14 protein-coding genes are annotated in these 17,421 nt (G+C 65.1%); 7 read left to right on the top strand and 7 right to left on the bottom strand.

What is annotated here, in order from left to right; genetic code table 11:
* Nucleotides 1–35 precede the first annotated feature (35 nt).
* The 6 genes from IF10I1_RS14165 to IF10I1_RS14140 all read right to left on the bottom strand — a co-directional run bounded on the left by IF10I1_RS14165 (nt 36) and on the right by IF10I1_RS14140 (nt 7,548).
* Complete coding sequence (locus IF10I1_RS14165) at nt 36–1,667, bottom strand: ABC transporter substrate-binding protein (RefSeq protein WP_186393309.1); 1,632 nt, start codon at nt 1,665–1,667, stop codon at nt 36–38.
* A 133-nt stretch (nt 1,668–1,800) separates the two neighbouring features.
* A complete protein-coding gene (locus tag IF10I1_RS14160; protein WP_208975621.1) occupies nt 1,801–2,793 on the bottom strand; it encodes a sugar-binding transcriptional regulator in 993 nt (330 codons plus the stop codon).
* 40 nt (nt 2,794–2,833) lie between these two features.
* Entirely contained in the window at nt 2,834–4,153 is a 1,320-nt protein-coding gene (locus IF10I1_RS14155; protein ID WP_186393308.1) for an acetoin dehydrogenase dihydrolipoyllysine-residue acetyltransferase subunit, read from the bottom strand.
* Complete coding sequence (locus IF10I1_RS14150) at nt 4,153–5,163, bottom strand: alpha-ketoacid dehydrogenase subunit beta (protein ID WP_019966160.1); 1,011 nt, start codon at nt 5,161–5,163, stop codon at nt 4,153–4,155. Before IF10I1_RS14150 ends, IF10I1_RS14155 begins: the two co-directional genes overlap by 1 nt.
* Nucleotides 5,160–6,203: a thiamine pyrophosphate-dependent dehydrogenase E1 component subunit alpha gene (locus IF10I1_RS14145; protein WP_186393983.1), complete on the bottom strand. Its 1,044-nt coding sequence runs from the start codon at nt 6,201–6,203 to the stop codon at nt 5,160–5,162. Before IF10I1_RS14145 ends, IF10I1_RS14150 begins: the two co-directional genes overlap by 4 nt.
* Before the next feature lie 10 nt (nt 6,204–6,213).
* A complete protein-coding gene (locus IF10I1_RS14140; RefSeq protein WP_186415535.1) occupies nt 6,214–7,548 on the bottom strand; it encodes an NAD(P)H-dependent oxidoreductase in 1,335 nt (444 codons plus the stop codon).
* A 313-nt stretch (nt 7,549–7,861) separates the two neighbouring features.
* Between IF10I1_RS14140 and IF10I1_RS14135 the strand changes: the two genes are divergently transcribed.
* Genes IF10I1_RS14135 through IF10I1_RS14105 form a run of 7 tightly spaced genes read left to right on the top strand, consistent with a single transcriptional unit; the run spans nt 7,862 to nt 14,569 of the window.
* The gene (locus tag IF10I1_RS14135) at nt 7,862–9,418 is read left to right on the top strand and encodes an ABC transporter substrate-binding protein (protein WP_186393306.1); all 1,557 of its coding nucleotides are present in this window, start codon (nt 7,862–7,864) and stop codon (nt 9,416–9,418) included.
* 9 nt (nt 9,419–9,427) lie between these two features.
* Nucleotides 9,428–10,369, top strand: coding sequence for a carbohydrate ABC transporter permease (locus tag IF10I1_RS14130; RefSeq protein WP_050473230.1), 942 nt, complete (start codon nt 9,428–9,430; stop codon nt 10,367–10,369).
* Nucleotides 10,370–10,372: 3 nt separating this feature from the next.
* Nucleotides 10,373–11,215, top strand: a complete 843-nt coding sequence (locus IF10I1_RS14125; RefSeq protein ID WP_058899717.1) for a carbohydrate ABC transporter permease — start codon at nt 10,373–10,375, stop codon at nt 11,213–11,215.
* Between the two features lie 5 nt (nt 11,216–11,220).
* Nucleotides 11,221–12,270, top strand: a complete 1,050-nt coding sequence (locus IF10I1_RS14120; protein ID WP_123194419.1) for an ABC transporter ATP-binding protein — start codon at nt 11,221–11,223, stop codon at nt 12,268–12,270.
* 8 nt (nt 12,271–12,278) lie between these two features.
* Nucleotides 12,279–13,280, top strand: coding sequence for a carbohydrate kinase family protein (locus IF10I1_RS14115; protein WP_123194420.1), 1,002 nt, complete (start codon nt 12,279–12,281; stop codon nt 13,278–13,280).
* Complete coding sequence (locus IF10I1_RS14110) at nt 13,252–13,956, top strand: hypothetical protein (protein ID WP_186393303.1); 705 nt, start codon at nt 13,252–13,254, stop codon at nt 13,954–13,956. Before IF10I1_RS14115 ends, IF10I1_RS14110 begins: the two co-directional genes overlap by 29 nt.
* Before the next feature lies 1 nt (nt 13,957).
* Complete coding sequence (locus IF10I1_RS14105) at nt 13,958–14,569, top strand: hypothetical protein (RefSeq protein ID WP_186393302.1); 612 nt, start codon at nt 13,958–13,960, stop codon at nt 14,567–14,569.
* 440 nt (nt 14,570–15,009) lie between these two features.
* Here IF10I1_RS14105 and IF10I1_RS14100 read toward each other — a convergent pair whose 3' ends face one another.
* On the bottom strand, nt 15,010–17,271 hold the full coding sequence (locus IF10I1_RS14100; protein ID WP_186424547.1) for a ComEC/Rec2 family competence protein: 2,262 nt from the start codon (nt 17,269–17,271) through the stop codon (nt 15,010–15,012).
* Nucleotides 17,272–17,421 lie beyond the last annotated feature (150 nt).

Here is a 17,421-nt window from a genome sequence, read left to right as displayed (position 1 = left end):
CCGGTAGCCGGATGCCGCAGCTTCTGACGGCCAGCTTACTGCCCGATGGTCACGTGGCGCCAGTCGAAGACGTTGTCGGCACGGCGCTCCAGCTTCACGGTCTTGCCCGTGCCCCATGCGGCCCAGGTCTGGTGCAGCGGCACATAGGCCACGTCATTGGTGGTGATGGTCCAGGCCTCGCGGATCAGCGCATTGCGCTTGTCCTGATCGGCTTCCTTCAGGATCTCGCCCGCCAGCCGGTCCACTTCCGGATTGCAATACCCGCCGAAGTTGGACTTGCCCGCGACGATCTTCGTCAGATCGTCCTTGTCCCACAGCGGCCGGTCTTCTGCCACGCGCGGGCACATGTGCAGGGAGTAGAGCGCGATGTGGCTGTCGAGGCTGGCCGGTGTCGTGCCCAGCATCGCAAGGCCGAAGTCCATGTTCGGCGCAGTGATGGACTCCAGATACTTGGCACGCGGCTGCACGTTCGGCTTGGCCTTGATGCCCACCTTCGCCAGCATAGAGGAAATGGCAAGGCAGGTCGCCTCGTCATTCACATACATGTCGTTGGAGCACTGGTAAGTCAGGGCAAAGCCGTCCGGATAACCGGCTTCCGCCAGCAGCGCCTTGGCCTTCTCCGGATCATAGTCGAGCCGCTTGATCTCGTCCGTGTAGCCGTTGACGCCCGGCGCCACCATCAGGGCCGCAGGCGTGGTCTGGCCGCGCATGATCTTGTCGCGGATGGTGTTGATGTCGATGGCGCGGTAGATGGCCTCGCGCACGCGCACGTCCTTCAGCGGATTGACGCCCTCAAGGCCGGAGCCCGGCAGCGTGTCCTTCCACTGGTTCATGGACAGGTACATGGTGCGCACTTCCGGCCCGGCTGCAACCTGCGTATTGGCCGCAGCCTCGAGGCGCGGGATGTCCTGCACGGGAATGGGGAACACCACATCCAGCTGACCGGCCAGAAGCCCGGCCACACGGGTCGCCGGGTTCGGCACCGGTGTATAGGTCACCTTGTCGACGTTGCCTGTCTTGGCTGAAGCACCCCACCACTGCGGATAAGCCTCAAGCACGGTGCGCACACCCGGCTCACGCGCGGCCAGCTTGTAGGGGCCGGTGCCGTTCTCGTGCAGGGTCGCGTAGTTTTCCGTGTCCCCGCCCTTCTGCGGAGGCGCCACCTTGTTCGCCTCGGACCAGGACTTGGACATGATGTACCAGTTGGCCCAGGTGTAGTTAAGGATCGGGTTCGGTTCCTTTGTCAGAAAATCAACCGTGTGATCATCCACCTTGACGATCTCGACACCAGCCGGAAGGCGGTTCTTGAAGTCGGAGGAACCGGAGCGCACGCGCTCGGCGGAATAGATCACGTCATCTGCCGTAAAGGGGCTGCCGTCATGGAAGGTCACGCCCTTGCGCAGATGGAAGCGCCACTGGGTGGGCGACAGCATTTCCCAGCTTTCGGCCAGCGCCGGTTCAAGCTTCAGGTCCGGCGTCCGGCGCACGAGGCCTTCATAGACATTGCCCAGGAAGCCGGAGGTGAACACCTCTTCGACCGCATAGGGGTCCATGGACACCAGATCGCCCTGCGAGGCAAAGCGAAGCTCCGCCGCCTGCGCGTTCGCCGCAAAGGCAAATAAAACGGAAGAGGAAAGCAGCAGTGCTGCGCGTTTCGCCTGTGTCATGGCCGAACCCGTCTGATTGAGATGCCCTGAGGCAACAAAGGAAGGAGAGCTACCAGTCCCAGAGGTATAAAGGCCTGTCAAGGCATGCTGCCGCCGGAAATGCCCGCAAGAAAAATAAGGCAGTGAACTTGGCTCACGCCTCAAGCTGACCCAGCAGCCGCTGTGCAGTCAGTTCATCTGTAATGACAACATCCATGTCCAGCGCCTTGAGGGTGGCACGCATCATCTGCGTCTTCTCGCGCCCGCCGGAAATCAGCACCTTGGACTTCACCCGGTCAAGCCGGTCCAGCGGGATGGAGATGGAACGCTCGTTCACCGGATGCGGCACGGTTCGCCCTTCGGCATCGAGGAAATGGTAGAGCACATCCCCCACAGCCCCCGCCGCCACAAGGGACTGGCGCTCGGCTTCCGACACCTGCCCCAGCCTGTAGGAGGTGGTGAGCGTCGAGATGCCACCGCAGGAGAGCAGCGCCACATCGCAGGTCTCCGCCATCTGCAGCACCTGATCAAGGCCGCAATGCTCCAGCAGCGCGTGGCGGGTCTGGACGGAATCCACCAGCGCCGGTGCGGGCACGAGGAAACCTTCGGCATCAAAGAGCTCGGCAAACTGCCAGGCGAATTCCGCCGGGTTGAAGCGCTTGGCCTGCGAAATACCGCCCAGAAGCGAGATGACGCGCACGCCTTCCAGCTGCCGCCCCTCGATGAAGGGCAGCATCTGATGCAGCGTGCGGCCCCAGCCCACGCCTACGGTCATTCGGTTGGCCATGATGCCGGAGACATAGGTGCCCGCCGCCGAGGCAATCGCCCGGGTCGGGTCGCCGTCAGGATCGGAGAACGGCGCGACGATGGCCTGCCGCAGGCCGAAGCGCTCTTCCAGCTGGCGCTGCAGCTCCACCAGCGGGGCGATGTCCGACTTGATGCGGATGATCACCTCGCCCCGTTTGCGGGCATCGGACAGGAGCCGCGTGATGAGAATGCGGTTCACGTCCAGCTTCTTGGCAACTTCCGACTGGGTCAGCCCCTCGACATAATAGAGCCAGGCGGCGCGGATGCGGAGCTGGCCATGCTGGTCGGCAGGGCCGCGCTCCCGCGCTCCGTTCGTCTGGCTGCTCTGGCTGTCGGACATGGGCATTTCCCGTTATCGATGAGGAATCCGTGATCCCCCATCATAGGTGCTGCCGCAGGATTTTGCCAATCTGATCCGGGACTTCCACCTGCGGCATATGCCCGGCGCCCTCAATGAGGTGCAAGGCCACCTGACCGCTGGCGCGCAAGGCATGCTGCCAGGGGATGATCCCGTCCTGCCGGCCCCAGATGATCCGCGCCGGAACATCGAGACGGCCCAGCGCCGCGCGCAGGTCGAAACCCTGCGTGCCATCGGGGAACAGCACATCGGCCAGCGCCGTTTGCGCCGCCCTGAGGGCCGCATCCTTGCGCCCGGCCATGGCGGCCTTGGCGTAGCCATCGGTGATCATGTCCGGATTGGCAACGAGGCAGCGCAGCCAGGGCGCAAGGCTCTCGGCCCGCTGCGCCCGGCAGATGCCGGAGAGAACCTGCCCGTTGATGTCCGCCCCGAGGCCAGCAGGCGCGATCAGCGTCAGGCTTTCCACCTGCCGGGGCCGCGTATCGGCCAGCGCCAGCGCCAGTGCGCCGCCGAGGCTGTGGCCGATCAGATGCACCTTCTCCTCGCCCGTCTGCTCCAGCGCCCGGCGCAGCTCAGCTGCAAGCGAAGCGAAGTCCGCAATGCGCAGGCGCGGCGACTTGCCATGCGAGGGCAGTTCGATGCGGATCAGCGGACGGTGCTTGAGATAGGCCTCCAGCGGCGCCCAGCTCGCCCCGTCGCTGGCAAAGCCATGGATCAGCACAACGGGTATCCCGGTGCCGCCCTTGCTGCGGGTGATGGAGAGCGGGCCCGTCTGCCATTCGGGAGACGACGGCAATGCAGAAGCCGGAAGGACCGCTTCCGCTGTCACATCCGCCCTGCCCGCCTCAAGCGCCTTGCGCACATCCTCCCCCTGCACGCGGCCCTGAGGGCCGGAGCCGGAGATGGCACCAAGATCAACACCGCCCTCACGGGCAAGGCTGCGGGCCAGAGGCGTGGCGCGCAGGCCCTGCCCCCCGCCTGCTGTTTCGCCCGCAGGCGCGGCAACGGGTGCAGCGGCGGGAGCAACCGCTGCAGGTTCCGGCAAAGCGGCAGGCGTTTCAACAGCAGGCGCGGCGGATTGGTTAGTCGGCTCACCAACGGCTTCATCCTTGCCATAGAGCCAGGCGACCGTTGATCCAATCGGCACATCCGTTCCTTCTGCAATGACATGATGCAGGAAGCCGGAAGCAGGCGCCTCCACCTCCATGGCGGCCTTGTCGGTTTCGATGTCGAAGAGCGGCTCGCCCTTCTCCACCCAGTCACCGGGTGCAACATGCCATGTGGCGAGCTTGCCGCTCGCCATGTCCATGTCCACCTTCGGCATGATCACTTCATTGGGCATCAGACACGCCCCTTCGCCAGCTTGCGGGCAGCATCCAGAATGTCCGGCACCTGCGGCACAACGGCCTTTTCCAGCTCGGGATTATAGGGGATCGGGCTTTCGGCCCCGCCCAGGCGGATGATCGGCGCGTCGAGGAAGTCGAAGGCATCGCTTTCGGCCACCATGGCGCTGACCTCAGCACCGACGCCCAGCGTCTTCACCCCTTCATAGACACAGACAAGCCGGCCTGTCTTGCGCACGGAGGCCAGAACCGTCTCCCGGTCCATCGGCCGCACGGTGCGCAGGTCGATCACTTCGGCGCTGATGCCTTCGGCTTCCAGCGTGGCGGCAGCCTCCAGCGCCTTGTGCACCATGATGGCGGTGGCGACGATGGTGAGGTCCTTGCCCGGACGGCGGATCGCAGCCTTGCCGATCGGCGTGGTGTAATGGCCCTCCGGCACATGCCCCTTCATCTTGTAGAGGATCTTGTGCTCGAAGATCATCACCGGGTCCGGATCTTCCAATGCTGCCAGCAGCAGGCCCTTGGCATCTTCCGGCGTGGAGGGCTGCACCACCTTCAGGCCCGGCACGTGCCCCAGCCAGGCTTCAAGGCTCTGGGAGTGCTGCGCCGCTGCGCCCGTGCCGGAGCCAGCCGGAAAGCGCATCACCAGCGGCACGGAAACGGCGCCGCCCAGCATGTAGCGCAGCTTGGCCGCCTGATTGACGATCTGCTCCATGGCAAGGGCGGCAAAGTCGGAGAACTGGAACTCGAAGATGGGCCGCAGGCCGGTCAGCGCCGCACCAACGGCGACACCGGCACCGCCCAGTTCCGAGATGGGCGTGTCCATCACCCGGTCGGTGCCGTATTTGTGCACGAGATCGCCGGTCACCTGAAAGGCACCGCCGTAGACGCCGATGTCCTCACCCATGAGAACGACGCGGGGATCTGAGCCCAGCGCCAGATCCATGGCCTCGCGGATGGCTTCGGCATAGGAGAGTTCGCGGAGGGGGCTCGCCGGATGCGCGTTCATGCTGCGGTCTCTTCAGTGTAAACGAAACGGGTGGCCTCGGAGGCCTGTGGCGACGGGCTCGCGGCGGCAAAGGCGATGGCATCGGCAATCTGCTGCGCCACACTGGCCTCCAGTGCCTCGATGCCGTCCTGCGTCAGGATGCCGTGATCAACCAGCATCGCGGTCATGCGCTTGATCGGGTCGCGGTCCATCCACTCGGCGATTTCTTCCTTGGTGCGGTAGCGGTTGCGGTCAGACTTGGAATGGCCGCGCCAGCGGTAGGTGACGTTCTCGACCAGGCTCGGCCCCTCGCCTGCCCGCGCCCTTGCCACCGCCGCGTCCACGGCTTCGGCAACGGCGGAGAAGTCATTCCCGTCCACGGTCACGCCCGGCATGCTGTAGGCGGCGGCACGCTCGGAAATGTGCTTCACAGCCGTGGAGCGCTCCACCGAGGTGGACATACCGTATTTGTTGTTCTCGCAGACGAAAACCACCGGCAGCTTCCAGACGGCAGCCATGTTCAGCGCCTCGTGGAAAGCGCCCTCGTTGTTGGCGCCGTCGCCGAAGAAGCAGACCGTGACAGCGCCTGTGCCCAGCCGCTTGGCTGCAAGGGCGGCACCCACCGCAATCGGCAGACCGCCGCCGACGATGCCGTTGGCACCGAGATTGCCCTTGGCCACGTCGGCGATGTGCATGGAACCGCCCCGGCCCCGGCAGTAGCCGGTTTCCTTGCCGAAGAACTCGGCAAACATCCGCCCCAGATCCGCGCCCTTGGCAACGCAGTGGCCGTGGCCGCGGTGGTTGGAGGTGATCTTGTCGTCATCCGTGAGCGACATGGACGAGCCCACGGCGGAAGCTTCCTGTCCGATCGACAGGTGCATGGTGCCGTGAATGAGGCCGCGCATGTAGCTGTCTTCCGCACCTTCCTCGAACTTGCGGATCAGCATCATCTTGCGCAGCGCTTCCGTCAGCGCCTCGGGCGAGTAGCTGCGCAGCGCATAGGGAAGATTGGCGTCGGCTGCGGGCGCAGCGCCCTTTGCCTTTTCAGCGGTGTTGGCCATGGCTTTGTCCTCAGGCATGCGCCAGCTCTTGCCCGTACACCATCGCATCCTGGCGGCGGCGCAGTTCGGCAATGCGGGAGTTGGCGGGAAGCGCGGTGTTGTCGCTGGTGATCAGTTCGCCCTTGCGGATCGGCTGGGTGACCTTGGCCCCCGTCAGAAGACCGGCTGGAATGCCCTTCGCGGCACGGGCGCGGGAGACTTCCATGACCCAGGCGCGGTAGGTGTATTCGCCGATCTGGTCCAGCGTCTCGCCCGCCTGCAGGTCCCGCTTGGCCACCGCGCAGACTTCCGCCACCGGCTTGTCGAGCGGGATCATGTCGGCCTTGCCGTAGAGAACGGCACGGGCGCAGGTCAGCGGCACTTCCAGCGAGGTGAGGTGATAGGGCCGGATGAAGCTGAAATACGGGCCGTCGCCCATCTTCAGATCCTTCATCCGCTCCCAGACGCGCGGATGCTCGGCTTCGGCAACAACGAAAACGCCCGGCGCCAGCCCCTTGCCGACGGAGAAATCCACCCGGCCAATGCCGGACAGCACGCCGCCATCCTTCTGCGGAATGAGGGTGGTTGCCAGTTCCTTCGGCCCGGCAGCGGGCCCATGCATGCCGTCACAGTCCGGGATCAGGCCCGTGGCATTGGCGATGGCGGCCATTTCCACCATGGTCTTGGAGCCATCGACGAATTCCACCAGCATGCGCGCATTCATGTGGCGCGCCTTGGCTTCCGCTGCATAGGCATCCGGCGTTGCGTCGATGTTGAGCGGGTTGTTCTTGCCCTTGCCCGCACAGACGATGCGGTGGCCCATGGCGGAGACGAACTCGATCAGTTCCATGCAGGAAGAGGGCTCATCGCCCGCCCCAAGGCTGTAGACGACGCCCAGCCGGTCTGCCTCGCGCCGCAGATAGGCACCGATGGTCACGTCCGCCTCGACATTCATCATGACCAGATGCTTGCCGCGCTCCATGGCGTTGAGGCCGATCTCGGCACCGACAGCCGGAACGCCCGTGGCGTCGATCACCACGTCGATGAGGCCCGATTCGAGAATGATGTCCGAAGACGCGGCAATCGCCGTGCGGCCGGATTCGATGGCGGCATTCAGCTTGTCCACCGTGCCAGCATCCTGGCTGTGGCCCTGCTCCTGACGGGCAATCTCCACGGCCTTGTGCGCGGCCGCCGGGTTGATATCGGCAATCGCAGCCACTTCGACGCCATCCATCATGGAGGCGCGGGTGACGATGTCCGTGCCCATTTCGCCGGACCCGATCAGTCCGATGCGGACCGGACGGCCCGCCTGCGCCCTGGCGGCCAGATCGCGGGCGAGACCTGTAAGCGCGACGTTTGAAGCCATTTCATATGCCTTGGTGGGGGTTGAGTTGCCGCAAGCATTGTGAACTTTCGTTCTTGTGTCAACGAACTTGTTCAATCATTCGTCACTGCAATCGCTCACAGACCTGATCGCACCGCACAACGCCTCAGATCCAACTTTGCATCAAATCCGATTGACAAGTGCGAAATTGCGAACAATTGTTTTATAGAACATTCAAATGTTCCGGCCCATCTCCGCAGGCAACGAACCGCCTGCCCGGCGCAACCTCTGCGCAACCGGGGCCGCGGAAATGCCATCGGCAAATCATGGCCATCGTCATCTGGGAGGAGACTTGATGGGTATCACCGGTAATCTTTCGCGCCGTTCGTTCCTGAAGGCAGGCACTGCTGCCGCCGGCGCATCACTGATCGGCACGTCATGGAGCACGCGTCTTCTGGCGCAGAACGGCCTGCCCGATCCGCAGACCGTTCTGGACGATATTTCCATCTCGAAATACGTCCGCGCCGATTATCAGAAGCTCTATGGCCTGACCGACAGCAAGCCGCTGTGGGACCCGGCAAAGGACTGGATCCGCACCTGCGACTGGGAGGCGGTGCGCAAGGAATTCGCAGGCACGACCGTGCGCTTTGCCATCGGTGCAGCCGATCAGGAATCAGCCGCCGAGGGTCTTGACCCGTTCGAGGCCCTGTCCGGTATCAAGGTGGAGCTGGTTCCGATCCCCGATGACAGCTTCTATGACAAGGCCGTCGCCGAGTTCATCTCCGGCAATGCGTCCTTCGATGCGCTGCAGTTCTTCTCGCCCTGGCTCGGCGATTTCGCAGCCCCCGGCTTCCTCGCCCCGCTTGGCGACTATGCCGAGAAGTGGAAGCTGCCGCTCGACGACTTCTACGACACCTACCGCCTGAACTACGGCTATTTCAACGGGACCATGTACGGCATCCCGTTCGACTGCGACATCCAGATGGTGCATCTGCGCAAGAAGATGGTCGAGGAGGTTCTGGGTGGCCCGATCGACAGATGGACCTCCGTCCCGACCTATGACGAGCTGATCCGCCTGTCCGCAGAACTGAACAACAAGACCCGGGGCGTTGCCGGTATCGGCATGCTGGGCGCGCGCGGTTTCTGGTCCACCTACACCTGGGAGCATGTGGCGGCGCAGGCCGGCATGATGCTCTTTGACGACAAGTGGGAACCCATCTTCAACGGCGACGCGGGCAACAAGGGCATGGATATCATCCTTGCGCTGTCCAAGAACGCCATCGAAGGCTTTGCCGGTGCAGGCTGGGGCGAAAACCGCGCCGCATGGCTCGGCGGACAGGTCGCCACCAACATCAGCTGGCAGGATTCGGGCACGCAGGCCATGCGCCCCGACCAGTCGCAGATCGTCGATGATTTCGTCACCATCTACGAGCCGCGCATTGCCGGCGGTCATTTCGCACCGCCCAATATCGCAGGCTCGACCTCCTGCGTGGCGGCAAACAGCCAGAATGCGGAAGGCGCATTCCTGATGCTCGCCTTCCTCACCACCGCCTCGATCATGGCCATGAACGAGGCCAACGCCAATGGCGTGGCGCCGGGCTACCGGTCGGTTCTCACCAATCCGAACCTTCAGGTGGCCTCACAGCCGGCGGAAGTGTGGAGCAAGTCGCTCGACTATGCCTGGTGCGCCCCGCGCCTGCCGGGCATGTTCGAGATGGAACAGGTCATGGGCAACGAGATCAACCGCGCACTGACCGGCCAGATCTCCGGCAAACAGGCTCTGGACAATGCGGCGGCCGCCGTCCGCAAGATCATGGACCGCAACGGCTTCTATGGCAGCAAGCCGCCGGTCGACTATGCCGCCGCCGCACCCGGCCTCTGGGTGGGCAAGGACAAGGCTCTGCCCTTCTGAGGACCTGCAATGACCGGCACCCACCTGCCGGCAGCCGGGGCGGCTTCTGCCGCTCCGGCTCTGCCCGGCCGTACCTTCAGGCGCCGCAATCCGCGCATGCGCCAGCTTTTCCCCTACCTGCTGGTGGCTCCGGCCGTCTGCTTCCTGCTGACGATCACGCTCTATCCGGGCGCCTATGCGATCTATCAGTCTCTCTTCTATGTGAAGTTCAACACCTGGAATTTCGTCGGGCTGGAGAACTATCAGGATCTCCTGAGCGACCGGGAGTTCTGGGCAGCGCTCGCCAATACCGCGATCATCGGCGGCATCGCCCTCATTGCCGAATGCCTGCTGGCGCTGCTGCTGGCCTTCCACGCCTACCGAGACCCGTGGATCAAGGGCTGGCGCATCATCTTCCTGGTGCCGATGTTGTTCATGCCCTCGGCCGTCGCCTTCATCTGGAAGCTCGCCTTCATGGATGGCCGCGTCATTGCGGACCTCCTCATGCGCATCGGCCTCATCGACGGGCACATCGCCTGGACATCCTCGATCTGGTTGTCCCGCCTGACGTTGATCGTCGCCGATATCTGGCAGTGGACGCCATTCCTCTTCATCATCTTCGTGGCCGCGCTTCAGGGGCAGGACGAGGAAGTGGAGGAAGCCGCCCGCCTCGATGGCGCCAGCTGGGGCGCGATCTTCTGGAACATTTCACTGCCAATGATGCGGCCTGTGATCGCCGTGGCGGTGATCCTGCGTGGCATCGACATCACCACCATGTTCGCCAACGTCTTCATCATGACCCAGGGCACCCCCGGCGGCGCGACGGAGACGATCAGCTATTTCATCTACCGGATCGGCTTCAAGACCTTCAACTTCGGCTACGCCTCGGCAGCCTCGGTGGTCATGCTGGTTCTCACCGTCATCATCGCGCAGCTTGCCGTCAAGCGCGCCTTCCGCTCCGGGAGGGACTAGGCCATGGCCTCGCAGCGCCGCAACAAGGGCGAAAAGCTCTTCCTGCGTTATCTCATCCTCGGGGCCTGGGCTCTGTTCTGCCTCGCCCCCGTGCTCTGGTTCCTGTCCATCGGCTTCCGCCCGCGGACCGAGATCATCACGCCCCAGCCGATCTACCTGCCGAGCTTCAGCCTCGATGCCTGGCACATGATCTGGCGCGACTGGCCGATGGGCCATTACCTGCGCAACTCGCTGCTGGCGATTGCCGGATCCGTCGTCATCGATCTGGTGCTGGCCGTGCCGGCGGCCTTCTCGCTCGCCCGTTACCGCTACAAGGGCCGGGAGGACATCGGCTTCTACATCCTTTCCACCCGCATGATGGCTCCCGCTATTGTGGCGATCCCGATCTTCTTCCTGTTCAAGACGATGGGCCTGCTCAACACGGTCTGGGCGCTGATGCTGATCTATGCGGCGGTCAACCTGTCGGTCGTCACCTGGATCATCCGCTCCTATATGCTCGACATCCCGAAAGAGCTGGAGGATGCGGCGCGCACGGACGGAGCCTCGGACCTGCGCATCCTGTGGGAGATCATCATCCCGGCCATCCTGCCGGGCATCATCACCGCAGGCGTCATCGCGGCCATTTTCGCGATCAACGAATTCCTCTTCACCCTTCTGATCGCCTCCACCAAGGATGCCTATACGCTCTCGGTGGCGCTCGCCAACTTCACCGGCGGATCAGACGGGGTCATCTACAACGCAATTGCCCTCGTCGCCTTCCTCGCGTTCGTTCCGGTGTTCCTGGTGGTCGCAGCCATCCAGAAGCATCTCTCGCGCGGGCTGACGATGGGCGCGGTCAAGGGATAAGCACCATGGCACGTATCGAACTCTCCGGTATCCAGAAGTCCTGGGGCAGCTTCTGGGGCGTGCGCGATGTGAACATCGACATCGCCGACAAGGAATTCATCGTCTTCCTCGGCCCCTCGGGCTGCGGCAAGACCACCACCATGCGCATGATCGCCGGGCTGGAGGACCCCAGCGAAGGCGAGATCCGCATGGATGGCGAGGTGATGAATGCCGTGGACGCCCGCGACCGGGATGTGGCCATGGTGTTCCAGGGCTATGCGCTCTACCCCAACATGAGCATCTACGAGAATATCCGCTTCCCCTTGCGCATGCGCGGCGTGCCGAAGGCCGAGCATGACCGGCGCGTGCGGGAAGCCGCAGCCCTCGTGGAGCTGTCGGACTATCTCGACCGCAAGCCGGGCGCGCTCTCCGGCGGCCAGCGCCAGCGCGCAGCTCTTGCCCGTGCCATCGTGCGCCAGCCGCAGGTGTTCCTGATGGACGAGCCGCTGTCGAACCTCGATGCCAAGCTGCGTCAGGCGATGCGCGTGCAGATCAAGCACATCCAGCGCCAGCTGGCCATCACCACCGTCTACGTCACCCATGACCAGATCGAGGCCATGACGCTGGCCGACCGGATCGTCATCATGCAGAACGGCGCGATCCAGCAGACCGGCACGCCGGACGAGATCTACAACGACCCGGCCAACACCTTCGTTGCAGGGTTCATCGGCTCTCCCCCGATGAACCTGGTGCCGGGGCGGCTGGAGAACGGAACGTTCTCCGCCCCCGGCATCTCCATCCCGGACGTGCGCCTGGCCCACAGCGGGGACGTCACCCTCGGCGTGCGCCCGGAAGACTGCCACGTCACCGACAGCGGCGGCCACATGAGCGCACCGGTCTATGGCGTGGAGCCGACCGGCGACCTCACCTATCTGACGCTGAAGCCCGGCAGCCTGCTGTTCGAGGTGAAGGCCGACCGCAGCTACCGCTCGGATCTCGACCGGACGCAGGCTATCGCCTTCGATCTGTCCCGGCTGTATTTCTTTGACACGGCCAGCGGTCAGCGGCTGCGGTGAGGTGGGCCATGCGGGCAGATTACACATCCATGGGCTTCTACACGTTTGACGCCCTCTGCCGCCCGGTGAACGAGCTTCCGGCGGGCGGCGGCACCCTGTTTGTCGAGGACTTCACGCTGGCCGTATCCGGCGCGGCCGGCAGCGCCGCCATCGTTGCAGCCAAGCACGGGCTGAAGGTGCGGGCCGTGGGCGGCGTCGGCCAGGACGACATGGGCGACTGGGTGCTGATGAAACTCGGCCGCTTCGGCGTCGACACCAGCCTGATGCAGCGCTGCGAGGGCTTTTCCACCTCAGCCTCCATCGTCACCACGAGGCCAGATGGCGCCCGCCCCGCCCTGCACAAGCGCGGCGCCACGGCAGGCTTCTATGTGGACGATGCGCAGGCCGAAACCGTGCTCGACACGAAGATCCTGCATGTGGGCGGCGTCGGCCTGATGGACCGCATGGACAAGGGCCGCAATGCGGAACTGATGGCGGAAGCCAAGAAGCGCGGCGTCACCACCACGCTCGACGTCTTCGCCTCCACCCGTGATGACCTGCCGCTGGTCAGGCCGCTGCTGGCGCATACGGACTATTTCATGCCCTCCGAGGAAGAAGCCCGCGCCCTGTCCGGTCTGGAGGATTTCGAGGACATTGCCAGGTTCCTGCTTGATCAGGGCACCGGGGCCGTCATCCTGACCCTCGGCGCGCTGGGCGCCATGTACCGGGACCGCAAGGGCATCGCGTTTGACCTTCCGGCCTACGCGATCGACGTTGTGTGCACCTGCGGCTGCGGTGACTGTTTCAACGCCGGCTTTGCCACCGGACTGCACCTCGGCCTGCCCATCGAGGACTGCGTGCGCATGGGACAGGCAAGCTCGGCCCAGAATGCCATGGGCCTCGGCTCGCAGGCTGTTGTGAAAGATCTCGATGCGACCTTGAGGTTTATGGAAAACACGGCGCTGCGCCCCTATACTTGGGCGGAAGATCAGGAGTTGCGCCATGAAGCACCCGCCCGTTCCGGGGCCTGAGGAACTTGCCCTGCCGCTCAGGGACATCCTGCGCGGCCTGCGCCAGAAGGCACCGGTGCCGAAGTCGCTCATCGAACCGGCCCTCAGCCTGCTGCCGCGCGAGATCCGCGCCTCGCTGAACCGCATTGTCGAGGACGTTGCCGGTGAAAAGATCGGCCGCCTGCGTGTGCGCACGCCGGATGCTGTTTCCCTGCAGCGGGCCAGCCTTGCGCTGCAAGGCGGTCCTGCCGCTCCCGCCGATGTGGCCGGCGCGCTCGCCTGGGGTGGCGCGGTGTTCCTGGCCGAGGCCGGTCTTTCCACCCTTCTCGTCAGCGAGACTGTGGCCGCGCTCTGCTGGCACGAGGCGCTGGATGAAAGTTTCGACAGCCCGGCCCGTGCCGCAGCGCTTGTGCAGGGGCTCGACCGGCACAGTTTCATCAGCCCCGCTCCCGGCATCGTCTCCGCTGCCGTGCCGGACAGCGGCATGGAACCGGCGCGCCTGCGCCTTGCCATGACCGCGCTTGTGGTCTGGCTGCTGGCGGAGCGCTCCGGAACGCCGGGCAGCCTCTCGGGCGAGCATGAACTGCTGCGCATCGCCCTGCTGCTCTGCGACAGCAGCAAGGACGAAATTGCGGGCGCCTTCCGCGACCGGGAGGCGCTGGGCAGCCTGCTGCAACAACTGGCCGAGAGGATCTGACATGAGCGGCCCGCTTGCCAGTTTCGAGAATTCCCGCATGCCGGTGCGCAAGGCAATCCGCCGCCTGCGCTGGTTCATCGCTTCCTTCCACGAGCATGCCTCCGGCCTGACGTCCGAGACCGGCCAGCCCTTCACCGTGGATGACGGCAAGCTGACCGCCGCCTTCATGAGCTGGTACCGCGCCTTTGAAGCGCAGAAGCACAAGGCGGATGCGGACCGGCGCGGCTATGTCACCTTCGCCGCCGGCCTGATGCTGCGCGAACTTCTGCATTTCGGTCCGCTGACGGCCCGGCGCGGCGGGACGGCAGCGGACGCACCTGCCCCGTCGGGCGGCGGTGCCCCGGCCGTCTTCTGGCCGGAAGGCCATGTCTATGTCACCTATTGCCTTGCGGTGCGCGCTGCGGTTCTGGCGCAGGAATTCCACACAGAGCCGCATGAAGTGCCTGAGCTTTCGGACCTGCGCACCTGGTGGTCCTTCCGGGAGAACATCCTCGAAGACCCGGACCTTGCCATCAGCTTCCTGGAGCTTTTCAGCGGCGAGCAGCCACACTGGACCGCCTCCGCCATCTTCGCCCCGCACGAGGACATTCCACCCTTGCCCCGGCAGCAGTGAGGCCAGCCCACTTGCTTTCCTCTCCATCGTCATCCCGGGCCGAAGCGAAGCGTAAGTCTGAGGTGCGTTCATTCGCAGAGCTTTGGGACTGAAAGCCGCACAGAGGCTGGCGAAAGAGAAAACCCTGCCTCACGGCTCAAGACAAAGCACCTCTCTGCGAGCGAGTAGGCCCCGGCTCGCGCTGCGCTTGGCCGGGGTGACCCGGTGCCTGACGACAAGGCCGCCTTCAGCGGCTGCGGCCTTCACGAGGCCGAGGCAAAAGCACAGATCTGCTACACGCTCCGCGTCGTCCCGGACGCAGCAAAGCGGAGATCCGGGAACCACTCGCTTGCAGAGCGTTGAGATTGAAGCGCAGTGCTGAAGCTGGCCACTGTCCCGGATCCTCTCTTCGTTCGTCCCAGGATGAAGCTTGAGAGAAAAGCACGTGGACGCTCCCCCCCTCACGGTGCCCCGTGCCAGGGGCGGGGGCGGACGGGGCGGGCCCATTGCAGGTGCGTGATCACCACCCTGCCCTCCACCACATCCAGCCAGAGGGCGAGCGCGCCTTTCTCCGTGCGCTCCGGCCCGCCGATGGCCAGCGCCTTTGCGCAAGAACGCGGAAGGGTGAAGCTGCTGACGACCATATCCGCAAGGCGGCAATCCTCCTCCAGCGCTTCCAGGCTGCGGCTGAGAGCCACGCGAAGCGGAGCCACCCCAGCCCCTTCTTCTGACGGCAGCGGATAGGCCTCGACCACGCAGCCGGACGGATCACAGGCCATGTCCCGCGGCAGCAGGCGGCGGGCCTCGAAGGCCATCGGCGGCACCCCATCGCCCCGCAGCCAGGTCTCCGCAGCAAAGCCGACCTTGGAGGCAGCAACGCGCAAATCTCCTGAGGCATCGCGCAGGGCCACCAGCATGCCCCGGTCAGCGACAAGCACATCCGGCGGGCGGAAGAGCATCAGTGAGACAATGCCAATCCCGAGCGGTATGGCTGCTAGGACCCGCCAGCGCCCATTGGCCAGCAGCAGCAGGAAGACCGAGGCCGTCAGCATCACCGCCGCGAGCGCGGGCATCTGCCCGGTCACCCCGTCCGTGTCGCTGAGCGAGGCGGTGAAACTGGCCGAGGCCAGCATCAGGTCGATACCCCAGGCCATTACCGCCAGCGGCAGATCCGCAAGGCCAAAGGGCAGCAGCAGGAAGGCCAGCACTCCGGCCGGCATGACGATGAAGGAGACGGCAGGCATCGCCAGCAGGTTGCCGAGCAGCCCGTAGGGCGAGACCCGGTCGAAATGATAGGCCCCGATCACCCCCGTCGCCACACCGGCCACAAGCGAGGTCACCGCCAGCCCGCCAGCCCATAACGCTACAGATGAAAGGATGCGGCGGAAGGGCGGGAGGCCCGCCCGCCGTGCCGCATTCATCTTCGTGGCCGGACGGCGGGACCAGTCGTCATAGACGGCGACAAGACACAGCACGGCGGCAAAGGACATCTGGAAACCGGGGTTATAGAGGTCCTCCGGCGCGATGATCAGCAGTGCCAGCGCCACCAGCGACAGGCTGCGCAGGCTGAGGCCGCGCCGCCCGGTCAGAAGCCCCAGAAACACCAGCGCGATCATCAGATAGGAGCGCTGCGTCGGCACACTGGCGCCTGACAGCAGCAGATAGGCCGTGGCCGTGGCCAGCGCCACACAGGCGGCGATCTTGTGGATGGGCAGGCGCAGGGCAACCGGCGGAAAAGCGGCCAGCAGCGCCAGCGCCGCCGCATAGACGCCGCCTGCAAAGAGCGCCATGTGCAGACCGGAAATCGACAGCACATGCGCCAGCCCGGCCTCGCGCAGATCCTCAACCGTTTCATCGGAAATGAGGCTTCGATCGCCCACCAGCAGCGCCGCCGCCAATGCGGCCCGGTCACCCTCGCCAAGGGCGGTGCGAATGCCTTCGACAAGGCCCGCCCGCACCGCCTCGATCTCCCGAAGCGCCTTCAGCCGGAGCCCCGGCGGCGGCAGGCCGATCATCTCCGGCGCGCCCAGCACAAAGCCGGTGGCGCCGATCCGGTCATAATAGGCGCGGAAGGCAAAGTCATAGCCGCCCGGACGCACAGGGCCAGAAGGCGGCACCAGCCGGGCCCGGAACTTGATGGCATCGCCGATGGCAAGCTTCTGGGCCTGCCGCAGCACCAGCCGCACCCGCGCTGGCGGCTCGCCCCGGCGCGACCAGTGTGCCACATCCACCGTCACCTGGCGGGATGCGCCCGCCCCGGCGATGCCTGAAACGTGGCCGGAAATCTCTGCTGAAACCGGCCCCTTCAGCACGGGCGCAGCAATGCTCACCGTGCGCATGGCTCCTGCCGCCGCCCCTGCCAGCGTCAGGGCCAGAACCAGCGCCACGGCATGAAGCCGCCCGCGCCAATGCGCCCGGAGGGCGAAGCCCAGGGAGACAACCGCAAGCGCCATCAGCACCCAGGCATTGGGCTCACGCGGGAGGGAAAAATAAAGTGCAATGCCGCCACAAAAGGCAAAGGCCTGCAGCACGGGGGCAAGATCGCGCTGTGCCTTGCGGCTGACCGCTGCAGCCGGTTTCAGCAGTCCGGCATCCGGCGTATATGGCCGCTTGCGCCACAGGCGCTCACCATGCCGGTAAAACCAGTCAGGAATGGAAAACGGCCGGCGCGGCGGCGGCGCCCTGTCATCTGTTGCAGAGCCTGTCAGCCCTGCATCGGCCATGGCCCTGCGGCCCCCGCTTCATACGCCAAACGCAAACCCGCCCCACACTGCCGACGCGCCTCACCGGCCTTGCCCATACCCTTTGTCCATTCGCTGCACCCCGGACATTTGCCGGGCCGCGCGCCTGTGCTAAAGAGCCAGCAACCGGAT

The organism is Pannonibacter sp. I15F10I1 (assembly GCF_900185665.1).
Lineage (GTDB): Bacteria > Pseudomonadota > Alphaproteobacteria > Rhizobiales > Stappiaceae > Pannonibacter > Pannonibacter indicus.
The sequence above is the reverse complement of the archived record's forward strand: the minus strand, read 5'-3'. Positions and strand labels throughout refer to the sequence as shown.